This is a genomic window from Fictibacillus sp. S7 (assembly GCF_004127935.1).
In the GTDB taxonomy this organism is placed as follows: Bacteria; Bacillota; Bacilli; order Bacillales; family Fictibacillaceae; genus Fictibacillus_C; species Fictibacillus_C enclensis.
In genome coordinates this window covers 2,539,426-2,566,420 of sequence record NZ_QJKL01000001.1, presented here as the reverse complement: position 1 = coordinate 2,566,420, position 26,995 = coordinate 2,539,426, and the positions used below count along the sequence as shown (strand labels likewise).

At 44.7% G+C, this 26,995-nt stretch carries 28 protein-coding genes and 1 pseudogene; 20 read left to right on the top strand and 9 right to left on the bottom strand.

Annotated elements, in window-relative coordinates:
• Positions 1-16 precede the first annotated feature (16 nt).
• Positions 17-1,498 (bottom strand): FAD-dependent oxidoreductase, encoded by a 1,482-nt coding sequence (locus DMO16_RS13215; protein WP_129477949.1) that lies wholly within the window; start codon positions 1,496-1,498, stop codon positions 17-19.
• A gap of 180 nt (positions 1,499-1,678) precedes the next feature.
• On the opposite strand from DMO16_RS13215, the gene DMO16_RS13210 reads away from it, so the two are divergent.
• From DMO16_RS13210 to DMO16_RS13170, 9 genes are all read left to right on the top strand, one after another.
• Positions 1,679-2,620: a sugar-binding transcriptional regulator gene (locus DMO16_RS13210; protein WP_164988918.1), complete on the top strand. Its 942-nt coding sequence runs from the start codon at positions 1,679-1,681 to the stop codon at positions 2,618-2,620.
• Between the two features lie 157 nt (positions 2,621-2,777).
• Positions 2,778-3,455, top strand: coding sequence for a deoxyribose-phosphate aldolase (gene deoC / locus DMO16_RS13205; protein ID WP_129480391.1), 678 nt, complete (start codon positions 2,778-2,780; stop codon positions 3,453-3,455).
• 39 nt (positions 3,456-3,494) lie between these two features.
• Complete coding sequence (locus tag DMO16_RS13200) at positions 3,495-3,890, top strand: cytidine deaminase (RefSeq protein WP_129477947.1); 396 nt, start codon at positions 3,495-3,497, stop codon at positions 3,888-3,890.
• Positions 3,891-3,935: 45 nt separating this feature from the next.
• Positions 3,936-5,117, top strand: a complete 1,182-nt coding sequence (locus DMO16_RS13195) for a NupC/NupG family nucleoside CNT transporter (protein ID WP_129477945.1) — start codon at positions 3,936-3,938, stop codon at positions 5,115-5,117.
• Positions 5,118-5,243: 126 nt separating this feature from the next.
• On the top strand, positions 5,244-5,876 hold the full coding sequence (locus DMO16_RS13190) for an AmiS/UreI family transporter (RefSeq protein ID WP_129477943.1): 633 nt from the start codon (positions 5,244-5,246) through the stop codon (positions 5,874-5,876).
• 91 nt (positions 5,877-5,967) lie between these two features.
• A complete protein-coding gene (locus DMO16_RS13185) occupies positions 5,968-6,546 on the top strand; it encodes a YdeI/OmpD-associated family protein (protein WP_129477941.1) in 579 nt (192 codons plus the stop codon).
• Positions 6,547-6,571: 25 nt separating this feature from the next.
• On the top strand, positions 6,572-7,264 hold the full coding sequence (locus DMO16_RS13180) for a pseudouridine synthase (protein ID WP_129477939.1): 693 nt from the start codon (positions 6,572-6,574) through the stop codon (positions 7,262-7,264).
• Between the two features lie 17 nt (positions 7,265-7,281).
• On the top strand, positions 7,282-8,151 hold the full coding sequence (locus DMO16_RS13175) for an SPL family radical SAM protein (protein WP_129477937.1): 870 nt from the start codon (positions 7,282-7,284) through the stop codon (positions 8,149-8,151).
• Positions 8,152-8,305: 154 nt separating this feature from the next.
• On the top strand, positions 8,306-9,244 hold the full coding sequence (locus DMO16_RS13170) for a transporter substrate-binding domain-containing protein (RefSeq protein WP_241840568.1): 939 nt from the start codon (positions 8,306-8,308) through the stop codon (positions 9,242-9,244).
• A gap of 341 nt (positions 9,245-9,585) precedes the next feature.
• Here the strand turns inward: DMO16_RS13170 and DMO16_RS13165 are convergent, their stop codons facing one another.
• A complete protein-coding gene (locus DMO16_RS13165; protein WP_061974627.1) occupies positions 9,586-10,377 on the bottom strand; it encodes a peptidoglycan-binding protein in 792 nt (263 codons plus the stop codon).
• 388 nt (positions 10,378-10,765) lie between these two features.
• Here DMO16_RS13165 and DMO16_RS13160 point away from each other — a divergent pair, with 388 nt between their 5' ends.
• The 4 genes and pseudogenes from DMO16_RS13160 to DMO16_RS13145 all read left to right on the top strand — a co-directional run bounded on the left by DMO16_RS13160 (position 10,766) and on the right by DMO16_RS13145 (position 14,059).
• Positions 10,766-11,428, top strand: a complete 663-nt coding sequence (locus tag DMO16_RS13160) for a 5-bromo-4-chloroindolyl phosphate hydrolysis family protein (protein WP_061974625.1) — start codon at positions 10,766-10,768, stop codon at positions 11,426-11,428.
• The gene (locus DMO16_RS13155) at positions 11,418-12,596 is read left to right on the top strand and encodes a toxic anion resistance protein (protein WP_129477935.1); all 1,179 of its coding nucleotides are present in this window, start codon (positions 11,418-11,420) and stop codon (positions 12,594-12,596) included. The genes DMO16_RS13160 and DMO16_RS13155 overlap by 11 nt, the downstream gene beginning before the upstream one ends.
• 122 nt (positions 12,597-12,718) lie before the next feature.
• Positions 12,719-12,910: pseudogene (locus tag DMO16_RS13150) on the top strand (cupin domain-containing protein); the annotation flags it as partial.
• 276 nt (positions 12,911-13,186) lie between these two features.
• Complete coding sequence (locus DMO16_RS13145) at positions 13,187-14,059, top strand: cation diffusion facilitator family transporter (protein WP_129477933.1); 873 nt, start codon at positions 13,187-13,189, stop codon at positions 14,057-14,059.
• Between the two features lie 42 nt (positions 14,060-14,101).
• Here DMO16_RS13145 and DMO16_RS13140 read toward each other — a convergent pair whose 3' ends face one another.
• Entirely contained in the window at positions 14,102-16,552 is a 2,451-nt protein-coding gene (locus DMO16_RS13140; RefSeq protein ID WP_129477931.1) for an SH3 domain-containing protein, read from the bottom strand.
• Between the two features lie 240 nt (positions 16,553-16,792).
• On the opposite strand from DMO16_RS13140, the gene DMO16_RS13135 reads away from it, so the two are divergent.
• Positions 16,793-18,352, top strand: a complete 1,560-nt coding sequence (locus tag DMO16_RS13135; RefSeq protein ID WP_129477929.1) for a fatty acid--CoA ligase — start codon at positions 16,793-16,795, stop codon at positions 18,350-18,352.
• Positions 18,353-18,389: 37 nt separating this feature from the next.
• On the opposite strand, the gene DMO16_RS13130 is transcribed toward DMO16_RS13135, so the two are convergent.
• Genes DMO16_RS13130 through DMO16_RS13110 form a run of 5 tightly spaced genes read right to left on the bottom strand, consistent with a single transcriptional unit; the run spans position 18,390 to position 22,200 of the window.
• Positions 18,390-18,854, bottom strand: coding sequence for a CBS domain-containing protein (locus DMO16_RS13130; RefSeq protein ID WP_061974618.1), 465 nt, complete (start codon positions 18,852-18,854; stop codon positions 18,390-18,392).
• A 55-nt stretch (positions 18,855-18,909) separates the two neighbouring features.
• Positions 18,910-19,329, bottom strand: coding sequence for a hypothetical protein (locus tag DMO16_RS13125; protein ID WP_129477927.1), 420 nt, complete (start codon positions 19,327-19,329; stop codon positions 18,910-18,912).
• A gap of 10 nt (positions 19,330-19,339) precedes the next feature.
• Entirely contained in the window at positions 19,340-19,867 is a 528-nt protein-coding gene (locus DMO16_RS13120) for an NAD(P)H-dependent oxidoreductase (RefSeq protein WP_129477925.1), read from the bottom strand.
• Positions 19,868-19,898: 31 nt separating this feature from the next.
• Complete coding sequence (locus DMO16_RS13115; protein ID WP_129477923.1) at positions 19,899-21,518, bottom strand: DHA2 family efflux MFS transporter permease subunit; 1,620 nt, start codon at positions 21,516-21,518, stop codon at positions 19,899-19,901.
• 43 nt (positions 21,519-21,561) lie between these two features.
• A complete protein-coding gene (locus DMO16_RS13110) occupies positions 21,562-22,200 on the bottom strand; it encodes an efflux RND transporter periplasmic adaptor subunit (RefSeq protein WP_129477921.1) in 639 nt (212 codons plus the stop codon).
• A 232-nt stretch (positions 22,201-22,432) separates the two neighbouring features.
• On the opposite strand from DMO16_RS13110, the gene DMO16_RS13105 reads away from it, so the two are divergent.
• The 3 genes from DMO16_RS13105 to pssA all read left to right on the top strand — a co-directional run bounded on the left by DMO16_RS13105 (position 22,433) and on the right by pssA (position 24,163).
• A complete protein-coding gene (locus DMO16_RS13105) occupies positions 22,433-22,885 on the top strand; it encodes a MarR family winged helix-turn-helix transcriptional regulator (RefSeq protein ID WP_129477919.1) in 453 nt (150 codons plus the stop codon).
• A 48-nt stretch (positions 22,886-22,933) separates the two neighbouring features.
• Positions 22,934-23,353, top strand: a complete 420-nt coding sequence (locus DMO16_RS13100) for a MarR family winged helix-turn-helix transcriptional regulator (RefSeq protein ID WP_061974606.1) — start codon at positions 22,934-22,936, stop codon at positions 23,351-23,353.
• A gap of 102 nt (positions 23,354-23,455) precedes the next feature.
• Positions 23,456-24,163 carry a CDP-diacylglycerol--serine O-phosphatidyltransferase gene (gene pssA / locus DMO16_RS13095; protein ID WP_061974604.1) on the top strand — a complete coding sequence of 236 codons (708 nt, stop codon included), beginning with the start codon at positions 23,456-23,458 and terminating at the stop codon, positions 24,161-24,163.
• A gap of 18 nt (positions 24,164-24,181) precedes the next feature.
• Here the strand turns inward: pssA and DMO16_RS24595 are convergent, their stop codons facing one another.
• Entirely contained in the window at positions 24,182-24,442 is a 261-nt protein-coding gene (locus DMO16_RS24595) for a hypothetical protein (RefSeq protein ID WP_206738102.1), read from the bottom strand.
• A 189-nt stretch (positions 24,443-24,631) separates the two neighbouring features.
• Between DMO16_RS24595 and DMO16_RS13090 the strand changes: the two genes are divergently transcribed.
• From DMO16_RS13090 to DMO16_RS13080, 3 genes are read left to right on the top strand one after another with little or no spacing between them, the layout of a single operon-like run.
• Positions 24,632-25,270 carry a TetR/AcrR family transcriptional regulator gene (locus DMO16_RS13090; RefSeq protein WP_241840567.1) on the top strand — a complete coding sequence of 213 codons (639 nt, stop codon included), beginning with the start codon at positions 24,632-24,634 and terminating at the stop codon, positions 25,268-25,270.
• Between the two features lie 15 nt (positions 25,271-25,285).
• Entirely contained in the window at positions 25,286-26,203 is a 918-nt protein-coding gene (locus tag DMO16_RS13085) for an ABC transporter ATP-binding protein (RefSeq protein WP_129477915.1), read from the top strand.
• Entirely contained in the window at positions 26,184-26,975 is a 792-nt protein-coding gene (locus tag DMO16_RS13080) for an ABC transporter permease subunit (RefSeq protein ID WP_241840675.1), read from the top strand. The genes DMO16_RS13085 and DMO16_RS13080 overlap by 20 nt, the downstream gene beginning before the upstream one ends.
• The last annotated feature ends 20 nt before the right edge of the window (positions 26,976-26,995 follow it).

Sequence of the window (26,995 nt, the reverse complement as noted above, 5' to 3'; positions counted from 1 at the left end):
TCTTAGGAAAAGTATATCAATTCTCGTGACGAACCTCTAATTTGTTCATTTTCTCCGGATCAAAGATTTCTTCCGAAAAATCGGGAAGGATATCCCTCAGTATGTTTTCAAGCGAATGGCCATTCTCCAATTTATCAAGCACGTTTTGGCCGGATGGGGAAGAAGACAGGACGGTTCGAACCATTTCGGGATTGAATATTGCTTTCGGGGAAACCGACAGGGTATTGACTGCCCAGTATAGTCCATACAGCTTCCAGTCCTGCTTTTCGGTGGCATATTTTAAGTAAAAATCCATATAGGTTTGACCAAATTCGATTCCTTTCAGAGGCTGGGTACCCTCGTAACCGACACCCTCCCAGCGTAAATCAGCTGCACAGTTCAGCCACCAGGCTGCCTCAATCACATGCTGGAATTTTTTCAGGATGGATTGTTCAAAACCGGTTTCAGACGTGTCATTGCGTTCCAATTCTTTATACAGCAGTTCAGCTTCCATTGCCGCGACCGTCATGCCCTGGCCAAAGATTGGGTCAAAGTTGCTATACGCATCTCCCAAAACAAGCAAACCAGCTGGCCAGTTTTTCATTTGTTCAAAATGCTGGCGGAATAAATAGGGTACACGAAAGCTTTTCGGCGGGGTAATGGGTTCCAGACCCGAAATCAACTCGGAAATAAGAGGGCTTGAAAGCCTGCTGATTTCCTTTTCAAATTCAACTGGATCACTCGGCGGAAACACGCCGTCCGGACGATAAAGGATGGTTTCGGCCACTTGGTTTTCAATAAATGAAAAGGCACCCAGGAATGTCTTTCCAGGCGTTCCGCCAACATTTACGGCCTCCCATTTTTCGGCCAGATGTTCCTTGCCGGGAGGAAGTTTATACCTTCGTGTGCTGTATCCGATGTTTGCTGTCATTTTATCCGGAAGAGGAACGTTATAACCTAGATCACCGAGCCACTCGGTTAGCTTGGAAGTTCTTCCGCTTGTATCAATGACCAATTCGGCTTCGACCGGAAAAGGCGACAGGTCAGTTTCCCGGTCACGGGCCATCACGCCTGTAATTCTGTCGTTTTCAGGGGAGACGCTGAGAGAAAGAACGTCATGCTTTTGTAGAAAGTGGATGTTATCTATTTTCCGGACCCGTTCCCGGATCACATATTCAAGTACGGCCCGGCTGAATTTAATATCGTTTCTTGGATAAGGGCTGACCATGGTGCCGAACTGGTTGTGCTGATGAATAATTTTATTAAGTGAAGAAGGGGCACCAAGTGAAACCAGATCCTGTTCATAATCAGGAAAAAAACGATCAATAATCGCTTTGCCACGCGGTGTTATACGGTGGGGATGGAAGGCCTGAGGTGTGCCCTGGCGATGTTCCGGGCCGTCCGGGAAGGCATCTTTTTCAACAACCAGTACCTTGGAACAAAAATCGGATAAAACACGCGCAGCCAGTAGGCCGCCTATACTCCCGCCAATAACCAATCCGGTTTCTAGTTTCTTCATCGATTCATTCTCCTCTCGAATTATGAATGAACGGTTCATTCATTTTTAAGATATGCTCTTTTTAAGGTTTAGTCAACCAATTTTTAGAAATAATAATTAATGAATCTTTTTACATATGTTCACTAGCTATGAAACTTTGATAATATATATAAAAGAAAGAAGAAATGGCGGTGGGATAGCGTGGAACAGGATAAATTGAAGAAGGTAATTGAAGCAGCCAAGCTTTATTATTTGCTGGACTACAATCAAAATCAAATTGCAGCGGAAATGGGAATATCACGGCCCACCGTTTCCAGAATGCTTCAGCTTGCCAAAAGTGAGGGGATCGTTCAGATCAAAATCATGGATCCCGAAAATGACATTGAACAACTGTCAAGTGAACTTGAGCAGAAGTTTCATCTGAAGAAAGCCATTGTGGCTTCCATTCCTCAATATGACAGCGGTCTTATAAAAGAAGAACTCGGTGAAAAGGCTGCGGCCTATCTTTATGAGATAACACAAGATGGGGATGTCATTGGGGTCACATGGGGAACGACGCTTTATAATGTCGCCTGCCATCTGAAACAAAAATTCGTTAAAGATGTGAAGGTTGTTCAGCTAAAAGGCGGAATCAGCCATTCGGAAACGCACACCTATCACTCCGAAGTGCTGAGCTTGTTTGGCAAAGCGTATAACACCGCGCCGATTTATTTGCCGCTTCCTGCCATCGTGGACCATGTCGTTGTGAAACAGGCAATGGAGGCAGACCGGCATATTAAACGGATCCTGGATTTGGGGAAAGAAGCCAACATCGCTGTGTTTACGATTGGCGCAGTCAAATCCGAGTCTCTCCTGTTCCAGCTGGGTTACTTTTCCGAGGAAGACCAAAAACAGATCCGTTCAGAAGCAGCAGGGGACCTCTGTTCCCGATTCATTGATGAAAATGGCGAGATCCTTAATGCCGATATTAACGAACGGACACTGGGGATTGATTTAAAAGAGCTGAAAAAAAAGGATCATTCCATTTTGGTTGCCGGTGGACAGCAAAAGGTGGAGGGAATATGCGCAGCGCTTAAGGGCGGCTATGCCAATGTTCTCGTAACCGACCAGTTTACAGCACGATCATTGCTGGATAAAAACTAGCTGTCCCTCCGGGGATTTTTTATTGGAAAAAAATAATTTTACATTTGTTCAGTTTGTTATTTACATTTGTTCAAATGCTTGGTATAGTGTTCATGCTAACTAAAAGAGCATGACTGAAAGCGTTTTATCATTTTCAAAAAAGAAAGGAACAATCAGTATGTCCAACACTAATTTAGTTCAAATGATCGACCATACATTGTTAAAAGCGGATGCTAGGCTTGAACAAATCGAAGTTCTTGCTCATGAAGCAATAGAACACAAATTTGCTTCTGTTTGTGTGAATCCGACTTGGGTGAAAACAGCAGCTGAAATTCTAAAAGATACACCGGAAGTCAAAGTATGTACGGTTATCGGATTCCCTCTTGGAGCATCAACTCCTGAAGTTAAAGCGTTTGAAACAAAAAATGCGATTGAAAACGGTGCAGACGAAGTTGACATGGTAATCAACATCGGAGCGTTGAAAAGCAAACAGTATGACGCAGTTGAAAATGATATTAAAGCCGTTGTTGAAGCTGCCAAAGGCAAAGCATTGACAAAGGTGATCATTGAAACTTCACTGCTTACTGATGAAGAAAAAGTAATTGCTTGTGAATTGTCTGTTAAAGCAGGAGCTGACTTTGTTAAAACATCCACAGGATTTTCTACAGGGGGAGCAACTCCAGAAGATATAGCCCTAATGAGAAAAACAGTTGGACCGAATGTAGGCGTTAAAGCATCAGGTGGCGTTCGCAGCCTTGAAGATGCACAAAACGTAGTAAATGCAGGTGCTACTCGTATCGGTGCAAGTTCGGGTGTTGCTATTGCAAAAGGTCAGACGTCTAATAGCTCTTATTAATCATTAAACAAAAAAACCATCTGAAATGGAGAATGCCACATGGAAACAAAAGCATTAGTTGAAAAAGCAATTGAAGCCCGTCAGAAGGCTTATGTTCCGTATTCAAAATTTCAAGTTGGCGCAGCATTGCTGACCGGGGACGATTCTTTGTTCCTCGGTTGCAATATTGAAAACGCTTCTTTTGGCATGACAAACTGTGCTGAAAGAACAGCGATATTTAAAGCGGTTTCAGAAGGCCAGCGGAAAATAAAAGCCATTGCGGTCGTCGGTGATACTGAAGGACCAATCTCTCCTTGCGGTGCATGCCGCCAGGTCATTGCAGAATTTTGCGATGAAAATACAAAAATTATTCTTTCCAATCTTAAAGGTGATATCAAGGAAACATCGATTCATGAGCTTTTGCCAGGATTCTTTTCTTCGAAGGATTTAGCGTAGTTTCTCACTTCACCTTGCCAAATAACAACTTAGGAGAAATGACTTATGACATATATTATTGCGATCCTAGGGCTTGTTGTCGTACTGGGTTTGGCACTGCTTGCATCCAATAACCGCAAACAAGTCAATTATAAGCCAATTGCCATTATGATCGTTCTGCAGCTCATTCTGGCCTACATTCTATTAAATACAAGATTTGGTCTGGTTGTCATTAAAGCGTTTGCCGGTGTGTTTGAAAAGCTGCTTAAATATGCAGCGGCCGGCGTTGACTTTGTCTTTGGCGGAATCGCCAATGATGGTCAGGCACCGTTCTTTTTGACGGTATTGCTTCCAATCGTGTTTATTTCTGTTTTGATCGGGATTTTCCAATACATTAAAGTACTTCCGCTCATTATGAGAGCCCTTGGGTTTGTCCTCAGTAAAGTAAACGGCATGGGTAAACTCGAATCCTACAATGCCATCGCTTCAGCTATGGTTGGACAATCTGAAGTCTTCATCACTGTGAAAAAGCAATTGGGACGTATTCCCGAGCACCGCTTGTACACACTTTGTGCATCAGCGATGTCTACGGTTTCCATGTCAATCGTCGGTGCCTACATGACCATGATCGAACCGAAATATGTGGTGACGGCACTTGTGCTAAACCTTTTTGGCGGATTCATTATTGCTTCCATCATCAATCCATATAAAGTTGACGAGAACGAAGATATTCTTGAAGTACAGGAAGAAGAAAAGCAATCTTTCTTCGAAATGCTTGGCGAATACATCATGGACGGCTTTAAAGTCGCCATCATCGTAGGTGCCATGCTGATTGGTTTTGTTGCCTTGATGGCAGCGATCGACAGTGTATTTGATATGATTTTCGGTGTTACCTTCCAGCACGTGCTTGGATATATTTTTGCTCCGGTTGCCTTCATCATGGGTGTGCCTTGGGCAGAAGCGGTTTCTGCCGGCGGAATTATGGCGACCAAATTGGTTACAAACGAGTTCGTAGCGATGATTCAGCTAGGAAAAGTACAAGAGGCCATGAGCCCTCGTACATTGGGTATCATCTCTGTATTCCTTGTATCCTTCGCTAACTTCTCATCCATCGGAATTATCGCCGGTGCGGTTAAAGGACTGAGCGAAAAGCAAGGTAACGTGGTTGCACGTTTTGGACTGAAGCTTCTTTACGGAGCAACGCTGGTCAGCGTCCTTTCAGCCATCATCGTAAGTTTCATTCTGTAAGTTCAATTTTAAAAGATGAAGCAGGCATATCCCTTACTGCTCCGTGCGGAGGGATCTGCTTTTTCTTTTTTAACGATTAAAAGTGAGGTGAATAGCCTGTGGGGGTTTTTTCTCACAGCAAACATTATGGGTGATGTCGGTTTATTTCTTTCAGGAGCGGCCCTATTCTTAAATAGCTTTATGCTTTTCGGTAAAGCCGATGGCAAGAGTGTTGGATATTTTAACTTGTTTGTCGGAGTGCTTCAGGTGGTTATCCCTTTTTACCTTATCGTGATCTCGGATCAACAACATTGGACCATCTTTAATTTGGCTTCGATCTTTTTATTCGGTCTGACGTATTTATTTGTTGGTGTTACGAACGTGAAAGGCCTTCACGGCAGCGGCCTTGGCTATTATTCGCTATGGGTTTCGGTTGTTGCAATTCTATATGCTGTTGTGTCGTTTCTGAAGTTCCATGATACAGTCGGCAGTTTGACTTGGGTGGCATGGGCCTATTTATGGTTCCTGTTCTTCCTTTCAGGTGCTTTAAACAAAAAGATTGACTCGTATATTGGCAAGGTTGCCTGCGTGCAGTCATGGGTGACGTTGACTTTCCCTGCTCTTCTTTCGATGGCAGGAGTATGGAAAACACAGGCTGTTTCACAGGCTTGGACATACGTGCTTATCGCATCGTTCGTATACTTTATCGTTTGCACTATTCAACTGGTATTCAGTTCACAGAAAAAAGAAAAGCGTTTGGAAGTACAGGCGGCATCTTAATTCCAAAGAAATTCTCTCGAAGGATCGGGAGGATTTCTTTTTTCTTTGACGTAGTACTTCATCAAAGAATAGAGAGTGGAGGCGGAAAAGGATGGCTAAAGAAAAGCTTGAGGCCGTATGGTTTGAAAGTCAGCAAGCATTAGAAAAATGGCTTGAAGAGCATCATGTTTCATCCCCAGGCATTCGGATTCATATTGCGAAAAAGAATTCAGGCAAGGCAACGCCGAGCTATGCTGAAGCTGTGGAAAGCGCCTTATGCTACGGCTGGATTGACAGCCGGAAGGAAAAATATGATGATCAAACATGGTTGCAGCGGTTCACGCCGAGAGGGCCAAAAAGCATCTGGTCGAAAGTGAATAAGGAGAAGGCTGAAGAACTCCTGGCGGCAGGGAGGATGAAATCTGCCGGACTCCGGGCCATTGAAATGGCGAAGGAAAATGGACTTTGGGAAAAAGCGTATTCTCCTCAAAGTGACAAGTCCCTGCCGGTGGATTTCCAAAAAGCGCTTGATCAGCGCCCAAACGCAAAAGCTTATTTTGAAGCATTAAACAGCCAGAACCGGTATGCCATTCTTTTCAGACTTCAGACAGCAAAGAAACCGGAAACCCGGATGAAACGGATGAGTCAATTTTTGGAGATGCTTGAAAAAGGCGAGAAGATTTACCCATAAGCAAAAAATAGAAAGCAGGAAAATGATGAGGATCAATCAATACATCAGTCAGGCAATGGCAATCTCCAGACGGGAAACAGACAGGCTTCTTAAAGCAGGAAGGATTACTGTGAATGGATCAGTATGCGAAATGGGACAGATTGTTGGGCCGGACGACATCGTGCGGATTGATGGGAAAACCATTAAAAATAAGGTAAAATTGGTGTACATTATCTTAAATAAACCGGCCGGCATTACGTGTACGGCCGCTTCACATATCGAAGGGAATATCATAGATTTTATTGGTTATCACGAACGGATTTTTCCTGTCGGCCGTCTGGATAAAGCTTCAGAAGGTCTCATTCTGATGACCAATGATGGTGAACTGTCTCATGCCATCTCACACGGCGATCATAAACATGAAAAGGAATACCTGGTAACACTTAATAATCCTTTTTGCAACGAATTTATTTCAGGAATGGCACAGGGGGTACAGATTCCCGGTGCGGTTACAAAGCCGTGTGTGGTAGAACGGGTGAGTGATGATGAATTTCGTATCATATTGACTCAGGGATTGAACCGGCAAATCCGGAGAATGTGCCGGGCATTTGGGTACACTGTCATTAAACTGGAACGCATCCGGATTATGGGCATTTCATTGGGGGACTTGCCAAGGGGCCAGTGGCGGCATTTGACAGAGGAAGAGGTCAGCGGCATTAATAATGGGCTGATCCTCTAAGGAAGGAGGCGTACAGGATGAAAGCACAGCTGAAGGACATTGTATCGAAAAGCATATTAACTCCCGGTGTGGGGCAACTCGATGATTTTACGCACTCCCTGAATCCGTATGCCGGTTGTACTTTTGCTTGTTCCTACTGTTATGTAAGGCAGCTTCCCATCTCCCTTTATCGGGACGAGGAGTGGGGGACTTGGGTGGATATCAAGACGAATGCCGCTGATTTGCTGCGGCAGGAGCTCTCAAAGGCCAGAAGGAAAGGGCCCGTTACCATTTTTATGGCTTCCTCCACAGATCCGTATCAGCCATTGGAGCATGAAACGAAGCTGACCCGTTCACTGCTCGAAGTCATGCTCGAACTACCACCTGATTTTCTTCATGTCCAAACCCGTTCACCGTTAGTTACACGAGATATTGACCTTTTAAAGCAATTTGGCGATCATGCGCGGGTATCGATGACCATTGAAACCGATAAGGAAGATATCAGAAAAGCATTTGCTCCCACAGCTCCGCCGATTCCGGCCAGAATGCAGGCACTCCGGGAGATTAAGGAAGCGGGCATTACTACGCAGGCGAGCCTTTCTCCGCTGCTGCCCTACTCAAAAGAATTTCCTCAAAAGCTGCGGCCCATCGCGGACCGGGTGACAATTGATGATTTTTGGATGGGAGACGGCAGCGGCGGCAAACGGACCGGGCGGCTTGGCATTTCCGACATTTACAAACGCACGGGAATGGAAAAGTGGTACAACCCTTCCGCTTATAAAGTGGTTCTAAAGATGATGCAGGAACAAATTGGCGATGAGGTAGAGGTCATGCTTTCAAAGGACGGCTTCACGCCCATTCCTGAAAAGCGGGAAGCGGGAATAGGTGAGAATTTAACCTTTTTCTAATGGTAAAAGCACAGCCTGCGCTGTGCTTTTTTTGTCGAATGCGGGACTATTTTCTTCAGACTAAATGACCATTTTATTGAATTTTCAGAAAATGTATGTACTTGCTCTTCCGCTCTATGAATAATGGATGTATCTCATAGAATGGAGGATGCATATGCGCAGCAAAATAATTTTAAAGTGGGTGGCAGTACTCACCTTCATCGCCTGTATTGCATTTGGGGGAATGAATTTTACTTCGGCAACAAAGGAAGGAGAACTGGAGTGGAACGGGAAGCAGCTTAATACCCTGGAGGTCAATGGCAAGCCGTATGTACCGGCTGATGAACTGGCCAGTGCATCAGGAAGTATGCTGCATAAAAAGCGGAACCATTATACGGTGGCTTCAAGGCTGGACCGCATTATGAAAAAAGGAGTCATTCGTGTAGGGACCACAGGGGACTATAAGCCATTTACCTTTTACAACAAGGACACGAAAACATTCGAAGGCTTTGATATTGAAGCGGCTGAGCTAATGGCTAAGGATCTCGGCGTTAAGGTCAAGTTTGTAAAAACCTCATGGTCCACGCTCATGGATGATTTGCTCGATGACAAGTTTGACATTGCAGTCGGAGGTGTAAGCCGAAATACGGAACGCCAAAAGACGGCCCAATTAACCCGTCCGTATTTAAATGAAGGCAAATCTCCATTGATCCGAGTGGAGGACAAGGACAGATTTACAAGCCTTGAAGCGATTGATCAGCCTGATGTAACGATCGGCGTCAATCCTGGTGGAACCAATCAAAAGTTTGTCGATTCTAACATTAAAAAGGCAAAGGTCGTGGTGGTTCAAAACAACCTTGATATCCCTCATATGGTTGCTGAAGGAAAAGTGGATGTGATGATCACAGACAGCACCGAAGCAATGTATTATGCCAGCAGGGATGAGAGGCTCTATGCGGCGCTTACAGACAAAACATTTACGAAGAGCCAGAAGGCGTACATGATTCCAAGAGGCGATTCCGTGTATGAAAACTGGGTAAACCTCTGGATGGATGAAATGGAACTGCAGGGTGAATTCGACCGGCTTAAAGAAAAGTATATCTTTAATAAATAATGAGGCTGATTGTTGTGCTAAAATATCGAACCAGCTCTAATGTTGCCTGCTGCTCCTTGCGGCTTCCGGTTGTAGGCGGAGAAAAATCGATAGACTTCTAATGGCAAAAGCTGACCCAGTAAATGCATCGTGGTGCATTTTATTCGGGTCAGCTTTTCTATTATTTTTTCTTCGTTTTTAGCAGGTTTGCTTCCGTATCATAAAGATAGCCTATTTTCCGGTGATTCATAACTTTAAGTTTGGTTGCCACCACATATCCCTGCTTTCAAAGACAAAATAGGCACGGGACAATAAAAAGTCCCGGGATACAACCATCAGGCTTCCCGGGATCAGGTATTGCTTTAGTTTTCATACACCGTTACTTTTACGTCTTTACGGCCCCAATTGATGGCATCTCCATGGTCAGCGATGAACACATCAAGCATTTTTCCGTTAATGCCGCCGCCAATATCAGCGGCAATGGCTGTACCATAGCCTTCAACGACTACTTTTGATCCAAGTGGAATCACATCCGGATCGACAGCAACCACTTTTCCGTTGCTGTATTTCTTAAGATCAATGCCCATTTTTGTCTTACCGGAACAGCCATCACAGTCCGCTGTGTAAGCCGAACTGTTCACCGTGAAGCTTCTGGTGGAGTAAGAAGGACTTTTTTGGCGTAGTTTTTTGTATGTACTCGGCCCTGCGATGCCATCAGCGGAAAGTCCATGGTTTTTTTGGAATGAAGCCACTGCAGATACCGTACCATCTCCATAAATACCGTCAACTGTGGAACTGTATGCGTTCCAAGCCTTTAGCAGGCGCTGAAGTTCGATGACAGGTTTGCCGATATCCCCTTTGTGCAGTACTTTTATTTTATTAATCGTTTCTGATCCTGCAACCCCATCAGCTTTAATACGGGATTGGGTTTGAAATTGCTCTACAGCGTTTTTCGTAATCGGTCCATAGTATCCTGTAGCGGTATGATACGGAAAAACACCCTTCGTCATTAAATACTCCTGAAGATCAACCACATCACTGTTATTTGATCCTTGTGACAGCATTTGGCTGCCTAGAGCGGCACTGCTATGTCCAGGAAACATGAAGCCTGTACAGAGGACTGCCGCCATGAAAAGTCCCAACCATTTTTTCATCGTATTTCTCCCCTTTATTAATTGTAATAAATCCTCTAAGTTGTTCGTCAAGAAATGACAATATAGGGGGAATTCTGGCATAAACGCTTCTATTTTCCTATAAACCTTACAATATCAGCCAAGGCCCGTTTGCTGCTTTTTCCAGGAGGGTAATTCTAGTGATGAAAGTGCCGCGATGAATCTTTCTTCTTCTGTTCCTCCTTTTTGCCTCCACTTCGGTCTTTATCTACGTCTTAGGTCTTAGGCATTTTACGTTTACAGGGCAATGGAGAAAATGGGGATAATGCGGTATGGTAAAGGCAGTGGAAAGTAAAATATTACTAAATATGAAACTCAAGTCTGTTCTGTTCGTAGTAATAGAAAAGACATGAAGTCGGGAGCGATAGACATGAACGGGTTTTTAGGTTTTGCCGTAAAAATCATCAGCGGCTTTAATACCATGGCCATCGTATGGCTGCTGTCCTTCTTTGCCTTCGACCAATCCTTTTGGCTTTCAAGCGGTTTGGCCATTGGCGGCGGGGTGGCCGGTTATTGGATGGCATCGATGCTCTGGAACTGGCGGCTGCTGAAAAAACATCAGCTCACCCGCGGTGAATATAAATACATTCAAAAAAATTTAAGAGAAGCCAAACCGAAAATTCACCGGCTGCAAAAAACGCTGTTTTCGATTCGTGACATTCCCACGTTAAAGCAGAGATTTGAGCTGACGAAAATAACAAGAAAAATATACAGTATGACCAAAAGGGAACCGAGGCGCTTTTTTCAAGGAGAGAGATTTTTCTTCACCCATTTGGACTCTGCCGTTGAACTGACAGAGAAGTATGCGTTTTTATCCAGCCAGCCAAAGAAAAACTGGGAAATTCAGGAGTCCCTTTCTGAAACAAGAAGGACGTTAAAAGAGCTTACCGAATACATTGAAGAGGACTTGTACCATATGCTTTCAGATGACATGGAAGAACTGAACTTTGAACTGGATGTAGCCAGACATTCTATGAAAATGCTGAAAGAAACCAAATTAGAAACGAAAGCAGGAGATTATCATGAGCGATAATACATCACCTCTCTATAATCAGGATGATAAATTGGATATTATGGACGACCTGCTTGCGGACCCGTTCGGTGAAACGCCGAAGGTTCCGAAGGTTCAGCAGGAAGAACCGGCCACACAGCGGAAATTAATCGATGTGCTCCCGGAGGAGAACAAAGCAAAAGCCTATCAGCTGGCCAAGCAGATCGACCCGAAAAATCATCAGGCGATGATCACCTATGGCTCCCCTGCCCAGTCGAAGCTTTTGTCGTTCTCGAACACGATGCTCGACCAGGTGAAAAAGCAGGATGTCGGACAGGTTGGCGATATCATTAACGATCTGATGAAGAAATTAAGCAACGTCAATCCGGAAGAACTGCAATCCAACAAACCTTCGTTGTTTGGCAGGGTATTCGGCAAAATTTCCGGATCGGTTCAGGAGGTGCTGTCCAAGTATCAAAAGACAGGTGCCCAGATCGACCGGATTGGTGTGAAACTCGACAGCAGTAAAAATGTACTGCTGGCTGATATCGCCATGCTGGAAAAGCTCTATGACCATAACAAAGAGTATTTTCAGGCGTTGAATGTCTACATTGCAGCAGGGGAACTGAAGCTTGAGGAAATCAACACTAAGGTGATCCCCGCACTCCGTAAAGAAGCGGAAGACACGAATGACCAGATGAAATATCAGGAAGTCAATGATATGGTACAGTTTGCCGACAGACTGGACAAACGTCTTCATGATTTGAAACTAAGCCGAGAAATCACCATACAGAGTGCGCCGCAAATCCGCCTGATTCAGAACACGAACCAGGCGCTCGTGGAAAAGATCCAGTCTTCCATAATGACGGCGATTCCGCTCTGGAAAAACCAAGTCGCGATTGCGCTTACTCTTCTTCGTCAGCGGAGTGCCGTGGAAGCACAGAAAAAGGTCGCTAAAACGACCAATGATCTGCTGCTGAAAAATGCGGAAATGCTCAAAGCCAACACGCTTGAGACCGCCCGCGAAAATGAGCGGGGCCTTGTCGATATTGAGACATTGAAGAAGACGCAGGAAAACCTCATGTCCACCCTTGAGGAAACACTCAAAATACAGGAGGAGGGCCGTCACAAGCGCCGATTGGCTGAAAACGAGCTGGCACAGATGGAGACCGGCCTGAGACAGAAGCTCTTAGAGATCAAAGGACAATAACATCGTTGACGAAAGGCCATCCCGTGTGGAACGTGATGGTCTTTTTTGAGGCATTCCTTTTTAGTCCACAGAATATAACAAGTAGGGGATAACACACGTTCAGACATGTTGGGGGACAGCTCATGACGAGATTTGGTTTTGTTCCAGACAACTCGAACCTAAAGAAAACAAGCGGAACACCCAATCTCTATTTTGATTCCAAAAGCAACGTGTTTTTTAAAAGAGATGAGGAGGCGTATGAGGTGACATCCCCCCAGCTTCCCGCCATTGTGGGAGGAGCGTTTGTTAACCTTATGCGAGAGCCCCATTCGCATCAGCTGGCGAGTCTATAGAGAATGATGGAATTACCGTCAATATCAATAATAAGTTCATCGATGTTTGATTGCAGGGCCGTGCCGCTTTTAAAGCGGGCGGTTTTTTTGTTGTTGGGGCGGTTGAGGTGGGCTTTCTTCTGGGCACAAACGTTTCATCTGACCAACACTTTTATAGGTGTATTGCTTTTATACCAGAACCCAAAATCGTTGCTATAGACCCACCCGGATAGCACCTGCTACGATATTTATGAAGAAGAATTCGGGGGATGGCTATTTATGGATGAGCAGCGTTATCAAAATTTGAAATTGGGAGAAAGAGGGGCAATCATCAGTATTGTGGCTTACATTTGTTTGTCCGTTCTGAAGCTGGTCATCAGTTACTTCAGCCATTCGGAAGCATTAAGAGCTGACGGATTAAACAATGTAACGGATATTATCGCTTCACTGGCCGTATTGATCGGGTTAAAGCTGTCCCGCAAGCCGCCGGACAAAGATCATCCATACGGCCACTGGAAAAGTGAAACGATCGCTTCGTTAACGGCTTCGTTTATTATGGCAGCAGTTGGGCTCCAGGTATTATTTGAAGCTGTATCATCCATGTTTTCAGTAGTGAAGGAATCCCCGGATTTAATCGCCGGCTGGACGGGGTTGTTCTGTGCGGCTGTCATGTATTTTGTATATCGGTATAACCGGGCCCTGGCAAAAAAAATCAACAGTTCGGCTGTAAATGCAGCAGCAAAAGATAATCTTTCGGATGCATGGGTGAGTATCGGAAGTGCGGTAGGTATTTTTGGCTCTCAGTTGAATCTGCCATGGCTGGATCCGCTTACCGCCTTGATTGTGGGCTTGTTGATCTGTAAAACGGCATGGGACATTTTTAAAGACGCGTCTCATCAACTTTCTGACGGGTTCGATGAAAACCTGATTACCTCCTATCGTGAGACGATTCAAAACGTGGAGGGGGTAAAAGGAGTCAAGGAGATCAAGGCCAGAAACTATGGCAATAATGCGGTTGTCGATATTGTGATTTTTGTAAAATCGACACTGGATATCAAGGCTGCTCACGATATATCAACCATCGTGGAAAAAACTCTGGTAAAAAAGCATGACGTCTATAATGTGCATGTTCATGTTGAGCCAAACTCATAGAAAAAGGGACATCTCTGGTAAAGAGAGTCCCTTTTGTTATTGCTATTTTTGTGCATAAACCGGTACTTCCATGATGATTTTATAAGAGGACAAGAGGCTGTAAAGATTGTGCATTTGCGTGGTCTGTTTGACAGCCCAGCCGATGTCCGTTGCGTATTGATGGGTAGCTTTTCCGCTGTTTGACGCAGCGAGCGGATTCCATCTCATTTTGTAGAGCGTGTCCTGCTCTGCCTGAATATAATCCTGGGAGATGAATTTGGCACCGCCGATGATTGCGGCTTCCGGTGTAAACCATCCTTCGGCAAAAGCTCTTGCGGCCCCCTTGTTGATCGGATCGCTGTCCACTGCACCGATACCGTACATGTTATAGACCGTTCTTCCGTTGTATTGAATCCCTGTTGCAAGCTTAGAGGCTCCGTTTCCGGTTTCAAGCAGCGCATGGGAAATCAGGTAGATTTCATTGATATGGTAGGTTTCCCCTGCTGTGATAAAGGCTGCCGCCTGTCCTTGAAGGATTCCTTTACCAGTGAGAATGCGTTGATTGACCTCATCGGCATTCAGACTGGCCGATTGTGAGAGTTTAATAAACTGATACGATTTAACCGGATCAGTTTTAAAATTGTTGGAATCCATATAGTATTTCACGTCATCAGGGCTTGCGTTGGCCCACGTTTTATAAGCGACCTGGTACCAAATTTTCCCGTCGGTTCCTTTGACACTGCCAAGAACCTTTAACTTGGTTCCGTTGTTCACTGTGCCAAGGGACCAAAAGACAGTTCCGGCACCGTTTCTGACATTCCAATTATCGCCTACCACTGTGGCAGTTGTGCCTGAGACAGTAACTGCATTCTGGTTAATATAATTTTTATATAAATCGGTTTGCGGGCTGACTTTCATCTGCATGGCAACCATATCTTCAAGGGCTCTGCCGTAAAGTGCTTCATACTCCGATGAAGGTACGGGATCTCCTTTTACGGTAAGGTAGGAGGAGCTGACATATCCCGTTTTTCCATTCGCATCGATCTTGGCCCATCCGTTTTCTTCAGAGAGTACTTTGACTGCTGTATCATGCGCCAGCTGAAGCACAACAGAATAGGAGGTTGCTGGCCCTGATCTCATATTCAAGGTGTCCGCCGTGACAAACTTAACTACTGAAACAGGTTCAGGAGTTGGTGTTGGCTTTGGAACCGGAACTGGCGCGGGCTCAGGCATTGGGACGGGTGCAGGTGTGGGCACTGGCTTTGGAGCCGGAGCAGCCGGTTTTTTATCAGTAAGGTATTTCACACTGACGTAGCCGTCCTTGCCGCTTGCTTTTACCTTTGCCCAGCCGTTCGCTTCAGAATAGACACCAACCGATGATCCGTCCTTTAGTACCGAAACGACTGCTGAATCCGTAGAAGCACTTTTTCTTAGATTCAGGTTACCACCGGATACTGTTACATATTTGGTTGTTGGTTTTGGCGGAGCCGGAGCAGGTGCAGGTTCAGGCTTTGGAGCCGGAGCCGCCGATTTTTTATCAGTAAGGTATTTCACCCTGACGTAACCATCCTTGCCGCCTGCTTTTACTTTTGCCCAGCCGTTGGTTTCGGCGTAGACATTAACGGTGGATCCGTTCTTTAGAACCGTAACGACTGCCGATCCGGTAGATGCGCTTTTTCGAAGGTTCAGGTTTCCGCCCGTCACGTATTTGGTTGTGAATTTGGGTGGTGCTGATTGTGGTGTGCTGACGACTGGCTTTTTGTCAGAAAGATTCTTGCTGCTGACATAGCCGTCTTTACCATTGGCTTTAATTTTTGACCACCCTTTCGATTCGGAGTAGACCGTAACGGCCAAACCGTTTTTAAGTGTGGCGACAATTGCAGAGGTCGAAGATGCGCTTTTGTATACGTTCAGGGTTCCGCCAGAGCTGACCACTGAATATTTCGTGGTTGTTTTTGGCGCTGAAGGTTTGGGAGCTGCAACGACCGGTTTTTTTGCTGTTAAGTACTTGAGGCTGACGTATCCGCCTTTGCCATTGGCCTTAATTTTAGCCCAGCCTTTGGCTTCGGAATAGACAGTAACGGCCAGTCCGTTTTTCAGTGTTGTTACAACGGGTGAAGCGGTGGTGGCACTTTTTCTCAAGTTAAGGTTCCCGCCTGAACCCACTGTAACATATTTGGTTGTTGTTTTTGGAGCCGTAGCTGCCTTGGCGGCTGAAGGCTTTGAAGCTGTTAGATACTTTGAACTGACATATCCCAGATTGTTGTTATATTTCAGTCTGGCCCAACCTTTGCTTTCGGAATAGACGATGACCTTGTTGCCTTTAACCAGCTTTCCGATAATGGCCGCTTTTGCAGAGGCGCTTTTGCGCAAATTCAGACTGGACGTTGCACTGACATTCACATATTTCGTTTTTGCTTCCTGAGCGGACACTGCATCCGCGTGAAGACTTTGATATAAGGCAGCTGTAGTAAGCACAGCGAAACATATCCCCGGAATAAATGATTTATTCATTTCCCTCTCCTCTATCCATGAACTGTATTTAGAATTTTGAATCTATGAAGTTTATCGGCTGGCAGAGGAAAATTTTTATTACAATCAGTGAATAATTTATAAAAATAATTTTTGATGATGAAATTCAAGGGTTTTCGTTATTTCTGGGGAAGTAGTACATATCAGAAAAAAGGCTCATCACCATTTGCGATCATATATGCAGGGCTTGTTTCTACACTAAAACGTGGGAGGAAGAACGATATGTATCCGACAATTGGAAAGCTGTTTGATCAAAGCGTCAAAAAGTATCCGAAGAAGGAAGCGCTTGTGGATGTGTCACAGGGGAAAAGATGGTCGTATGAAGAATGGAATCAATATGTGAACCGTGTGGCACAGGCCTTTATTTCATCCGGTGTAAGAAAGGGAGATATTGTTTCTGTTTTCATGCACAATACGAGTGAGTTTGCGACGGTTTACTTTGCGTGTGCCAAAATTGGTGCCGTACTGAATCCGATTAACTTTCGATTAAAATCAGGCGAAGTATCGTATATTCTTAACGATTCGAAGCCTGTTCTTTTGATTTATGAAAAAGCACTGGAAGACCAGGTAATGCTCCTGTTCGATGAGTTTCCGCTTGTGTCGTTCTGGTCGATCAGCGAAGACCAGCCGGATCAGGCGATAAGCTTCCATGAGCGGGTCCGGTCCGCAGAGGCTATGGAACCTGAAGTGGAGCTTGATGAGAATGATCTTTATGCGATTATGTATACGAGCGGGACCACAGGCCAGCCCAAGGGAGTCATGCACAGGCACCGCGACATGATCGAGCAGAGTCTGACATGCATGCAGGCGCTGCAGCTCAGGCCATCGGACAGGGGCTTAACTGCAGCCCCTATGTTCCACTGTGCAGAGCTGCATTGCGCGTTTTTGCCGCGCATACATAATGGATGCACCACTGTAATTCTTCATCATTTTGACGCGAAAAAAGTGCTGGATACGATTCAGTGTGAAAAAATCACCGTAATGTTTGGGGCACCCACGATGTGGAATATGATGCTTCAGGAGGACCTAAGTGCTTATAACCTTTCATCTATGAGGTTTGGTCTCTACGGAGGAGCTTCGATGGCGCCGGTTCTTGTACGGGCCCTGGGGGAGAAAATGGGGATACATCTGGTTCAGGCGTATGGCATGACAGAAATGGGCCCGGCCATCTCCTTTTTGTTTGAGGATGAACAGGAGAGCAAAGCTGGTTCTGCGGGAAAAGCGTGTTTCAATCATGAGATACGAGTGGTTCGGCCTGGAAGCACCGGTCCGTCTGATCCTGATGACATTCTACCACCAGGGGAACCGGGCGAAATTATTGTCAGGGGGCCGAGTGTGATGAAGGGATATTACAGTAGAGTTGAGGCGACAGAGCGTGCTCTTTATAAGGGATGGTACCATAGCGGGGACATCGGGTATATGGATGAGGAAGGCTATTTATTTGTTTCAGACCGTATGGACGATATGATTGTCAGCGGCGGCGAGAACATTTATCCCCGGGAAGTGGAGGATGTGCTGTATGAACATGAAGGAGTTCTGGATGTTGCGGTGCTTGGTGCACCTGATGACAAGTGGGGAGAACGGGTGACCGCTATTGTGGTCAAAAAGGACGAAAACCTGACGGAGCACGAACTCGACAAGTTTTGCCGGAACAGCAGCAAACTGGCCGATTACAAACGCCCGCGCAAGTTTATATTTGTACCGGAGATGCCAAGAAATGCAAGCGGAAAAATCCAGAAGTATTTGCTCCGTAACACCTATACCGAATTGCCAGCACAATAAACAGTCCCCGTAAAGGGACTGCTGCTAAGGTGTGTTTTTATAGCTGTCTAAGTATGGTCTGTTCAATCTTTCTAATTACATCTCCACGGCTGATTACACCGACCACTCGTTTTTCCTCGTTTACCACCGGCAGCTTTTTGAAGTGATGCTTTGCCAGCAGCTGCAGGACTTTTTCCATTTCATCCTCTGGAGAAACAGTAATCAGACCGTTCCGCTTGGCAATTTTAATGACGCTTACTTCTCCGAGTTCTTTAAGGAATTGCTCCAGTTCTTGTTTTTGCTCATAAATGACAAAGGTGAAAAAGTCATAGATTTGACGTTCACGCGGTTTGATGGCGCGCAGGATATCTCCGTCCGAAACCATGCCCAGCAATTTTCCTTCATCATCCACAATAGGCATACCGCCAATTTTCTTGTGAACAATAAGGCTCATGACATCCTGAAGGGTATCGTCCGGTTTTGCAGTAATGACATTTGAAATCATGAATTCTTTTACTTTCATAAGGCACCTCGTATCATATAGATTAAAAAAGATGGAAGAAAAGCCATAGAAAATTCTATGGCTTTTCAGTATCCCGTTTTTGCTGCATGGATTTCAGAGCGTTACGGTAATCATTGTCCTTCATGGACAGCTTCTCCTTCGGCTCTGCAGGAGCAGCAGGAGAAGGCTTGGTTTTTAGTTTTTGCAGGGCTTTGCGGTATTCATCGTCACCCATGGAATTGGGATCTTTTTCAGGCGATTGTGCGCTGCCCTTTGGTGATGATGGAGCAGCCGGCTCTTGCTCTTGATGCTGATCAACAGCTGCTGACGTTTCTTCCCTGAGAAAATCCCCAACGGGCTGATCTGTGTCTGGAGACTGTTTCGGTTCTTCGACAGGAGAATCCTCTTTGTTGCGGGATGAAAACGCCCTCGTGTTAATCACAATCAAAACAACAATCAAGATCACGGCAACTGCAATCAGTAAAATCGGGAGCATCTTTCATCACCTACCGTTCTGTAAATTGTCGTGCTACTGTGGCTACACGTTCTCCCAATGCCCGGCCAAGTGCCTGGTCATCTTCTGTAATAAGTTCATTCCCTTCAATCGGGCATGTTATTCCTACTCCATAATACGAACCATACAGCGCGTTTTCAGGGATATTGCCAGGAAGTCCTGCAATAATCATTCCCTGGTGAAGCATCGGTGTGATCAAATTAAGCAGGGTGGCTTCCAAACCACCGTGTGTGGTCGCAGTGGTACAAAACACAGCACCGACTTTATTGATTAATTTTCCTTCGGCCCATAAATAGCCAAGTTTATCAATCCAGGTTTTTAATCCTGAGCTGATGGTGCCAAAATGTCCGGGACAACCCCAGATGATGGCATCCATTTCGGGAAGGGTATAGACATCTGCTTCATCCACATGCTGTAGATAAACAGTGGCTCCTTCCACCTGCTCTGCTCCGCGCGCAATCGCTTCTGCAAGAGATTGAGTATGTCCGCCTTCACTATCATAGACTACACATATATTCATCAAACATTCCTCCATTTAGTAAAGTAATGCGTCAGGATACGTTTTTAGGTGCCGGCAGAAGAAGAACTTCTTCCTTCTTTTGTTCAGGGGCTGAAACATTGGCTTTATCCTTACGTACGTCACGAAGGAACAGGCTCAACACAAGACCGATTGCCGAAATAACGGTAGCCCAGATAAACGCATCATTAATGCCGGCAATGCTTGACTGTTGACTTGCTCTCCCGGCCAGAATCTGCACAGCTTGTGACTGTGCCTGTGAGACAGGCAGATGCAAGGTCATTGCTACTTTTTGTACAAATTCATGGAAGGATGCCATAAAGAACGGATCGGCTGTGTTCATTGCACCTTCCATTTCGTTCACGTGGAACGTTGTACGGTTTGTAAAAATGGTTGTAATTAAGCTGATTCCGATTGATCCGCTGACCTGACGGAGCGTATTCGACATGGATGTACCATGGCTGCTCAAATGTTTCGGCAGCTGATTCAAACCAGCCGTCATAATCGGCATCATCAGAAATGACATGCCGAACATTCGGAACATGTAAAGAACCACAATAAATGTATAGGGTGTGTCCATTGTTAACTTCGTAAAATAATACGTTGTTGCTGTTGTAATCGCCATACCGAAGATAGCGAGAGGGCGAGGCCCTACTTTATCAAAAAGAGTACCTGAAACAGGGGACATGACCAGCATGATCAATGCACCCGGCAGCAAAAGCAGACCGGAATCCAATGGAGAATATCCACGGATGGTTTGCAGATAGATCGGAAGCAGGAACATCCCTGAAAACAAGCTGATTGTTAAAACGACGTTAATAACACTGGATAGTGAAAAGATGCTGTATTTGAAAATGCGCATATCCAGCAATGGTTTTTCGATGCGAAGCTGTCGGATAACAAAAATCGCGAGCAAGACCGCACCTGCAATCATGGTAGAAAGTACTACAGCATCATCCCAGCCGTCATTTCCTGCCTCACTGAAACCATATAGCAGCAGCGCCATTCCGGCCAGTGATGTAACGACCGATGGTGCATCCACCTTTACTTTCTTGGCAGGCTGAATGTCTTTCAGGCTGAAAAAAGCAAATATCAGAACAATTGCTCCCAGAGGAACCATTCCTGTGAAAAGAAGGTGCCAGTCATAATTTTGTACCACCCAACCTGAAAGGGTTGGACCAACGGCCGGAGCAAACATCATAGCAAGACCAAAGATACCCATACCACGGCCACGGATTTCAGGCGGGAAGATAAACAGAATGATGGTCATGACGAGCGGAGCGAGAACACCACCGCCAACCGCCTGTATTAAACGACCGATTAACATAACCGGAAAACCTGTAGCTATACCGCAAATCAATGAACCAAGGGTAAAACAAAACATCGCGAATAAAAACAAGCGCCGAACCGCAAAACGTTCAATCAAGAACGGTGATAATGGAATAAGCGCTCCGTTGACGAGCATGTAGCCGGTCAATAACCATTGCGCAGTATTGGCTGAAACACCGAATTCCGTAATCAAGTGGGGAATGGCCACGTTCAGCAATGTCTGATTCAGGATGGCAAGGAACAATCCGACCATGAGGATGACCAGCAAAGGAATAAATCTTTTAATTCCATGTGCATCTTTGGGTTGTTGTAATTCATCTGTCATTCATTCTTCCTCCTTTCTTCGGAAGTAATAAGTTAATTAAAAATTAATTCTTGGAAATTTTAACTTCAGCGTTCATACCTGGTAAAACCTTATTTGAAGAATTTGTAATAGAAATTTTAACCGGTACAGTTTGTGTTACTTTCGTATAATTGCCGTCATCATTGGATTTTGGCATTAAAGAAAATAGAGAGTTTGTTGCATAACCAATTTTTTCAACACTTCCGTCAATGGTGGTATCGTCATCGCCATCTACAGTAACGTCTACTTGGTCGCCTTCCTCGATATCTTTTAGTTCATCTTCTTTAATGTTGGCAATCACATAAAGTGAGTCCATATCTACTTCGCTTGCAAGTGTTTGGCCAGCTTGAACCATTTGGTCGTTGTTGGCTTGTTTTTTGATAATGGTTCCATCAGCTGGAGTTTTGACGGACATTGATTTTTCAGCTCCGGAAATTTTTCCTAGCTCATCATCCTTGGAAACCTTTTTTCCTTCTTCAAGATTAAATGCGGAAAGTTTTCCGTCGGCAGGAGCTGTGATCGTATGAAGATCACCTGATATTTTCGCGTTATCGGTTGTCACATAGTTGTTATTTTGAATATAGTAGTACGCTCCTCCTGCGATTAAAGCAAGTACCACAACAAATGCGACGATGTTGGTCATGAGCAATCGGCCTCTTGACATTTAGTTTTCCTCCTTAATGGTTAATATTGTTAACTGTATCATACAATTAACTATTTATGAGATATACCTTTTCCTCAAAGTTTTACTTTTTAGTAAAGATACTTTATGATAAAGGTATTGTCTAAGTAAACACTTTACCACAAAGAAATGATGGGCACAATAAATATATACTTTAAATTTTTGAGTGTTATTTACCATTATATTGAACAAAGGAAGGCAAGGGGGAAAGGGTATGAACGAACAAATGCAAAAGAAGATTAATGAGCTGGACAAGATCAATGATACCTTCTTTCAATTGCGGCGTGCATTTATCGAAGACCAAATGAAGGAATTCTCATATAGCTTAACCGCAACTAAATACTCCGTACTGAAAATGCTCTTTGAGAACCATAAGTGCATGGTTGTTGATATATCGAACAAAATGAGGTTGACTTCCGGGGCCACGACCACACTTCTTAACCAGTTGGAGGATGACAAGCTGATTCAGCGGACACGTGATGAAAAGGACAGGCGTGTTGTGTGGATTATTCTTTCCGAGGATGGAAAGGCACTAATGGAAACGATTTTGAGAAAAAGGGACCATTTTTGGATGGAGATGCTTTCCACGCTGGAAAGAGAAGAACAGGAAGAATACATTCGTTTGTTGAAAAAAATAGAAGCAGGCATCCGCGCGAAGGTGAAGTAAGCTTCTGCTTCAGCCATTTTCTGCTTCAAAAGCAAGGAGATCTTATATATGAAAACCAGAGAAAAGCTCGTACAGGATTTAGTGATAAGTTACCGGAATCGGACCAAGAAGATCAGGTCTTGTTTTCATCCGCTGCTCAAAGACTATATCCCTTATAATGAGTATGCAGTGCTGAAAGTGTTGAACTGCTTTGGTGATCAGATGGTATCTGAAATTGCGGATCATCTGCATGTGACCAACAGCCACATTTCTGTTACGAGTGATAAATTGATCAACCGCGGGCTGGTGAAACGGACCCACAGCAGTGAAGACCGAAGAATCGTCTATCTGTCCCTCACATCTGAAGGAAAACGGATGGCGGAGAAAATGGAAGAAGTTCTGCAGGGTTTTTATGAAAAAGCATTTGAAGAATTGACAGAGGAAGAAATGGAAACGTTTATTTCCTTATTAAATAAAATAAAATTGTAATGGAAGTAGGAAATTAGCCGTATATTATAGGAAAAGGAATTGTAAATTCCATGAAATGCATTAGTATAGAAGGGTATAGTTTACATACAAAGGACGTGCTACATGAAGAAGCATATACCCAATTTGCTTACGCTCGGAAACCTTTATTGCGGCTTTTTTTCGATCGGCTATATTATTGACGGCGACAGCAAAAACGCAACCATCCTGATTTTTATTGCCATTATGCTTGATGCGGTGGATGGCAGGGTGGCCAGAATTCTCGGAGTAACCAATGAGATGGGGAAGGAATTGGATTCCCTTGCAGACGTGGTTTCTTTCGGAGTCGCTCCGGCGTTTTTAGCGGCCCATACGTATTTGGCGGACTTCCATTATATTTATGGTGTAGCCATGGCGGGCATATTTCCTGTGTTTGGAGCGTACCGGCTTGCACGTTTCAATGTAACCTCATCAGAGGAATCACTGAAACGGTTTACCGGCATTCCGATTACCCTCGCAGGTGCAATTGTTACATTCCTGGTACTGTTCGTAAAAACCATTCCGTTATGGGTATTTCTTCTTGCCTTTTACGGATTGGCTGTTCTGATGGTGAGTACCCTTAAGATACCGAGCTTTAAAAACATCAAGCTGCCCAAAAACGGTGTTATTGTTACCCTGTTCTTATTCTATATGTTCTACCTTTTGGCCAAAGCGAGATTTGAAAAAGTTCCCGTATTTTTCTATTTGGCCCTCGCCATTTACATGCTGTTCATCATCATCCGCTTCATCCGGGTAAAAGAACCAAAACTCCCCAGATGGAAGCGTGGAAGATAATGTGATAGACACCCATCCTTAAAAAAAGGATGGGTGTTTTTGCGTTTTTAAAGGTGGCTCATGAGAGTCGGCGATTTCCGTTCCATGATGTTCGCTTTGGCGGGGGCTGAGCGTTATCGGCGCAAACGCCTCCCTTACCGGCGCGAACGCCTTCCTTACCGGCGCGAACGCCTTCCTTACCGGCGCAAGCGCCTCCCTTACCGGCGCAAGCGCCTCCTTGGTCTCATCTGTCCCGCTTTTCCCACTGGACAAGGAATGCTTAGCCAGCTTTACATACATCGCACGAAGAAAAGGTGAAGTTCATTTTCGAGGATCTCGCACCTTACACTCCAATCAACTTTTCAGTGGGGTCCTCTTGCAGAAGACGACCTCTCTTTCGTGAGCAGATCATGTCGAAAAGATGTTGTTGACCGGAGTGGTCAATCAGCATATACTGATGTTGACCCAAGTGGTCAATAAAATGAAAAAATGAAAGAAGTGCTGCTCTTGAATTCTAAATTTTTCAGTCTCGATGACGAGAAACAAATCAAAATTTTAAATGCTGCAATCAAAGTATATGTAGAAAAAGGGTATGACCACGCATCGACCAATGAAATTGTGAAGGAGGCAGGCATATCGAAAGGACTGCTGTTTCATTATTTCAAAAACAAGAAAACGCTCTACCTGTTTTTGTTTGACCACTGTGTGGAGGTCGTAATGGAGGATTTTTATAAAAAAACGGTTATGGAGGAGCCCGACTTCTTTAAAAGGCTTCATGACATGACGCTGATCAAAATAGAACTGCTTCAAACGTATCCCGATATTTTTCGCTTTTTTGAAAAGGTGATGCTGGAGGAGTCGGAGCAGATTCGAAGCGACTTTCAAAGCCGGATTAAGGAGTTCACAGCAAGCAGTTCGACATGGCTGTTTGACGGGATTGACCATTCTCGGTTCCGGGATGACCTGGATCTTCCGAAAGCCATAAAAAGTATGATGTGGGCGTTCCAGGGACTGAGTGAAGAATATTTTATGAAAGCGAAATTGAAACAGCAGGAACTGGATTATGATGAGGTGTTTGCTGAATCGAAAGCTTATATTGAAATGTTTAAACAAGCATTTTACAAATGACGGGAGGCTGCTGCCATGAACGTGATTGAACTGAATCAGTTAACCAAACGATACGGCCAGTCAAGAGGAATCGAGGACATTACCTTTTCTGTAAAGGAAGGGGAGATCTTTGGTTTTATTGGCCCAAATGGTGCAGGCAAGTCCACTACGCTTCGAACTCTTTTGTCCATCATTTACCCGACGAGCGGCAGTGCATCCATTTTCGGAAAGGACGTTGTAAAGTATGGGCCTGAAATTAAAAAGCATATTGGATATTTGCCGTCGGAGGTATTTTATTACGACAAGATGAAGGTAAAGGACCTTCTCCATTACTCGGCCAGCTTTTACCAAAAGGACTGCAAAAAGCGAATCCGTGAATTGGCAGAGAGAATGGATTTGGACCTGAACAAACGAATCGATGACCTGTCTTATGGAAATCGGAAGAAGGTAGGGATTGTCCAGGGATTGCTGCACGAACCGAAGCTCATTATTCTGGATGAACCAACGGGCGGGCTGGATCCATTAATGCAGCAAACGTTCTTTGAACTATTAAAAGAAGAAAACCAAAAAGGAGCCACCATTCTCTTTTCCTCCCACATTCTCAGTGAAGTGCAAAAGATGTGTGATCGCGTCGCCATTATAAAGGAAGGAAAATTGATTACGGTCGAAAAAATCAGCACCCTGCAGGAAAGAAACCACAAGAAAATCAGAATTGAAACCAAAGTGCCCGTCGATGCCGGACTGTTTGCCCTGGATGGCGTTACGAAAATCGAAAGTGAAGAGGGAAACCGGATCAGCTTTTTATACAGCGGGGATATCAATCTGATCATGAGGAGACTTGTGGAAGTACAGCTTGCTAACCTGTGGGTGGATGAACCCGACCTGGAAGAAATTTTTCTTCATTATTATGAAAAGGAGGATGTTCAAGGTGAACATGTTCCTGCACGAGCTTAGAGAGAACCGGCGCCCCATGATAATCTGGACCTTTTCGCTTGTGGCGGTGACGGTTTTGTTTTTCTCGATGTATCCATCCATAGAAAAGGATGGCGATCAATTTATCAAGGTGCTGCAAAATTATCCGGAGGGTGTTTTAAAGGCATTGGGTGTGCAGATCAACAGCATCACCTCATTGCTTGGATTTTACTGCTATTTCTTCTTATATATCATGCTGTGTGGTGCCATTCAGGCGATGAATCTGGGAACTGGAATCCTGTCAAAGGAAGTGAGCGGGAAAACGGCGGAATTCATTTTAACCAAACCGGTGACACGGGTGAAAATTATGATCTCCAAACTATTTGCTGTGCTTGCGATCCTGGTGATCACCAACCTGGTGTTTGTTGCCGTATCTTATATGATGGCGAAGGCGGTGGCAGTAGAGGACTTTGATATGAGCGCCTTTTTCCTCATATCAGCTGCTAATTTATTTGTGCAGCTTATATTTGCGGCGCTTGGGTTTTTTGTCTCTGCCTTATTCACAAAGATTCGTTCGGTGCTCCCGGTATCGCTCGGTACGGTTTTTGCTTTTTTTATCATCAGCATGTTCGGCTCGGCGATCGGTGATGAAGCCTCCCGCTACCTCACACCGTTCAAGTATGTTGATCTGCCCTATATAATGAAGCACTCAGCATATGAACCCCTGTATCTGGGCATGGGAGCCGCCCTCATTGCTGTGGCTGTTGGAGCGGGCTGCCTTTTGTTTGTGAAAAAAGACATCCACACGGTGTAGGTGGATTTAAAAGAGGTGTA

Coding starts and splice junctions, on each gene's coding strand:
- DMO16_RS13215 (WP_129477949.1), bottom strand. CDS start 1,498: ATGAAGAAACTAGAAACCGGATTGGTTATTGGCGGGAGTATAGGCGGC.
- deoC (WP_129480391.1), top strand. CDS start 2,778: ATGTCCAACACTAATTTAGTTCAAATGATCGACCATACATTGTTAAAA.
- DMO16_RS13200 (WP_129477947.1), top strand. CDS start 3,495: ATGGAAACAAAAGCATTAGTTGAAAAAGCAATTGAAGCCCGTCAGAAG.
- DMO16_RS13195 (WP_129477945.1), top strand. CDS start 3,936: ATGACATATATTATTGCGATCCTAGGGCTTGTTGTCGTACTGGGTTTG.
- DMO16_RS13190 (WP_129477943.1), top strand. CDS start 5,244: ATGGGTGATGTCGGTTTATTTCTTTCAGGAGCGGCCCTATTCTTAAAT.
- DMO16_RS13185 (WP_129477941.1), top strand. CDS start 5,968: ATGGCTAAAGAAAAGCTTGAGGCCGTATGGTTTGAAAGTCAGCAAGCA.
- DMO16_RS13180 (WP_129477939.1), top strand. CDS start 6,572: ATGAGGATCAATCAATACATCAGTCAGGCAATGGCAATCTCCAGACGG.
- DMO16_RS13175 (WP_129477937.1), top strand. CDS start 7,282: ATGAAAGCACAGCTGAAGGACATTGTATCGAAAAGCATATTAACTCCC.
- DMO16_RS13170 (WP_241840568.1), top strand. CDS start 8,306: ATGCGCAGCAAAATAATTTTAAAGTGGGTGGCAGTACTCACCTTCATC.
- DMO16_RS13165 (WP_061974627.1), bottom strand. CDS start 10,377: ATGAAAAAATGGTTGGGACTTTTCATGGCGGCAGTCCTCTGTACAGGC.
- DMO16_RS13160 (WP_061974625.1), top strand. CDS start 10,766: ATGAACGGGTTTTTAGGTTTTGCCGTAAAAATCATCAGCGGCTTTAAT.
- DMO16_RS13155 (WP_129477935.1), top strand. CDS start 11,418: ATGAGCGATAATACATCACCTCTCTATAATCAGGATGATAAATTGGAT.
- DMO16_RS13145 (WP_129477933.1), top strand. CDS start 13,187: ATGGATGAGCAGCGTTATCAAAATTTGAAATTGGGAGAAAGAGGGGCA.
- DMO16_RS13140 (WP_129477931.1), bottom strand. CDS start 16,552: ATGAATAAATCATTTATTCCGGGGATATGTTTCGCTGTGCTTACTACA.
- DMO16_RS13135 (WP_129477929.1), top strand. CDS start 16,793: ATGTATCCGACAATTGGAAAGCTGTTTGATCAAAGCGTCAAAAAGTAT.
- DMO16_RS13130 (WP_061974618.1), bottom strand. CDS start 18,854: ATGAAAGTAAAAGAATTCATGATTTCAAATGTCATTACTGCAAAACCG.
- DMO16_RS13125 (WP_129477927.1), bottom strand. CDS start 19,329: ATGCTCCCGATTTTACTGATTGCAGTTGCCGTGATCTTGATTGTTGTT.
- DMO16_RS13120 (WP_129477925.1), bottom strand. CDS start 19,867: ATGAATATATGTGTAGTCTATGATAGTGAAGGCGGACATACTCAATCT.
- DMO16_RS13115 (WP_129477923.1), bottom strand. CDS start 21,518: ATGACAGATGAATTACAACAACCCAAAGATGCACATGGAATTAAAAGA.
- DMO16_RS13110 (WP_129477921.1), bottom strand. CDS start 22,200: ATGTCAAGAGGCCGATTGCTCATGACCAACATCGTCGCATTTGTTGTG.
- DMO16_RS13105 (WP_129477919.1), top strand. CDS start 22,433: ATGAACGAACAAATGCAAAAGAAGATTAATGAGCTGGACAAGATCAAT.
- DMO16_RS13100 (WP_061974606.1), top strand. CDS start 22,934: ATGAAAACCAGAGAAAAGCTCGTACAGGATTTAGTGATAAGTTACCGG.
- pssA (WP_061974604.1), top strand. CDS start 23,456: ATGAAGAAGCATATACCCAATTTGCTTACGCTCGGAAACCTTTATTGC.
- DMO16_RS24595 (WP_206738102.1), bottom strand. CDS start 24,442: ATGTATGTAAAGCTGGCTAAGCATTCCTTGTCCAGTGGGAAAAGCGGG.
- DMO16_RS13090 (WP_241840567.1), top strand. CDS start 24,632: ATGAAAGAAGTGCTGCTCTTGAATTCTAAATTTTTCAGTCTCGATGAC.
- DMO16_RS13085 (WP_129477915.1), top strand. CDS start 25,286: ATGAACGTGATTGAACTGAATCAGTTAACCAAACGATACGGCCAGTCA.
- DMO16_RS13080 (WP_241840675.1), top strand. CDS start 26,184: ATGTTCCTGCACGAGCTTAGAGAGAACCGGCGCCCCATGATAATCTGG.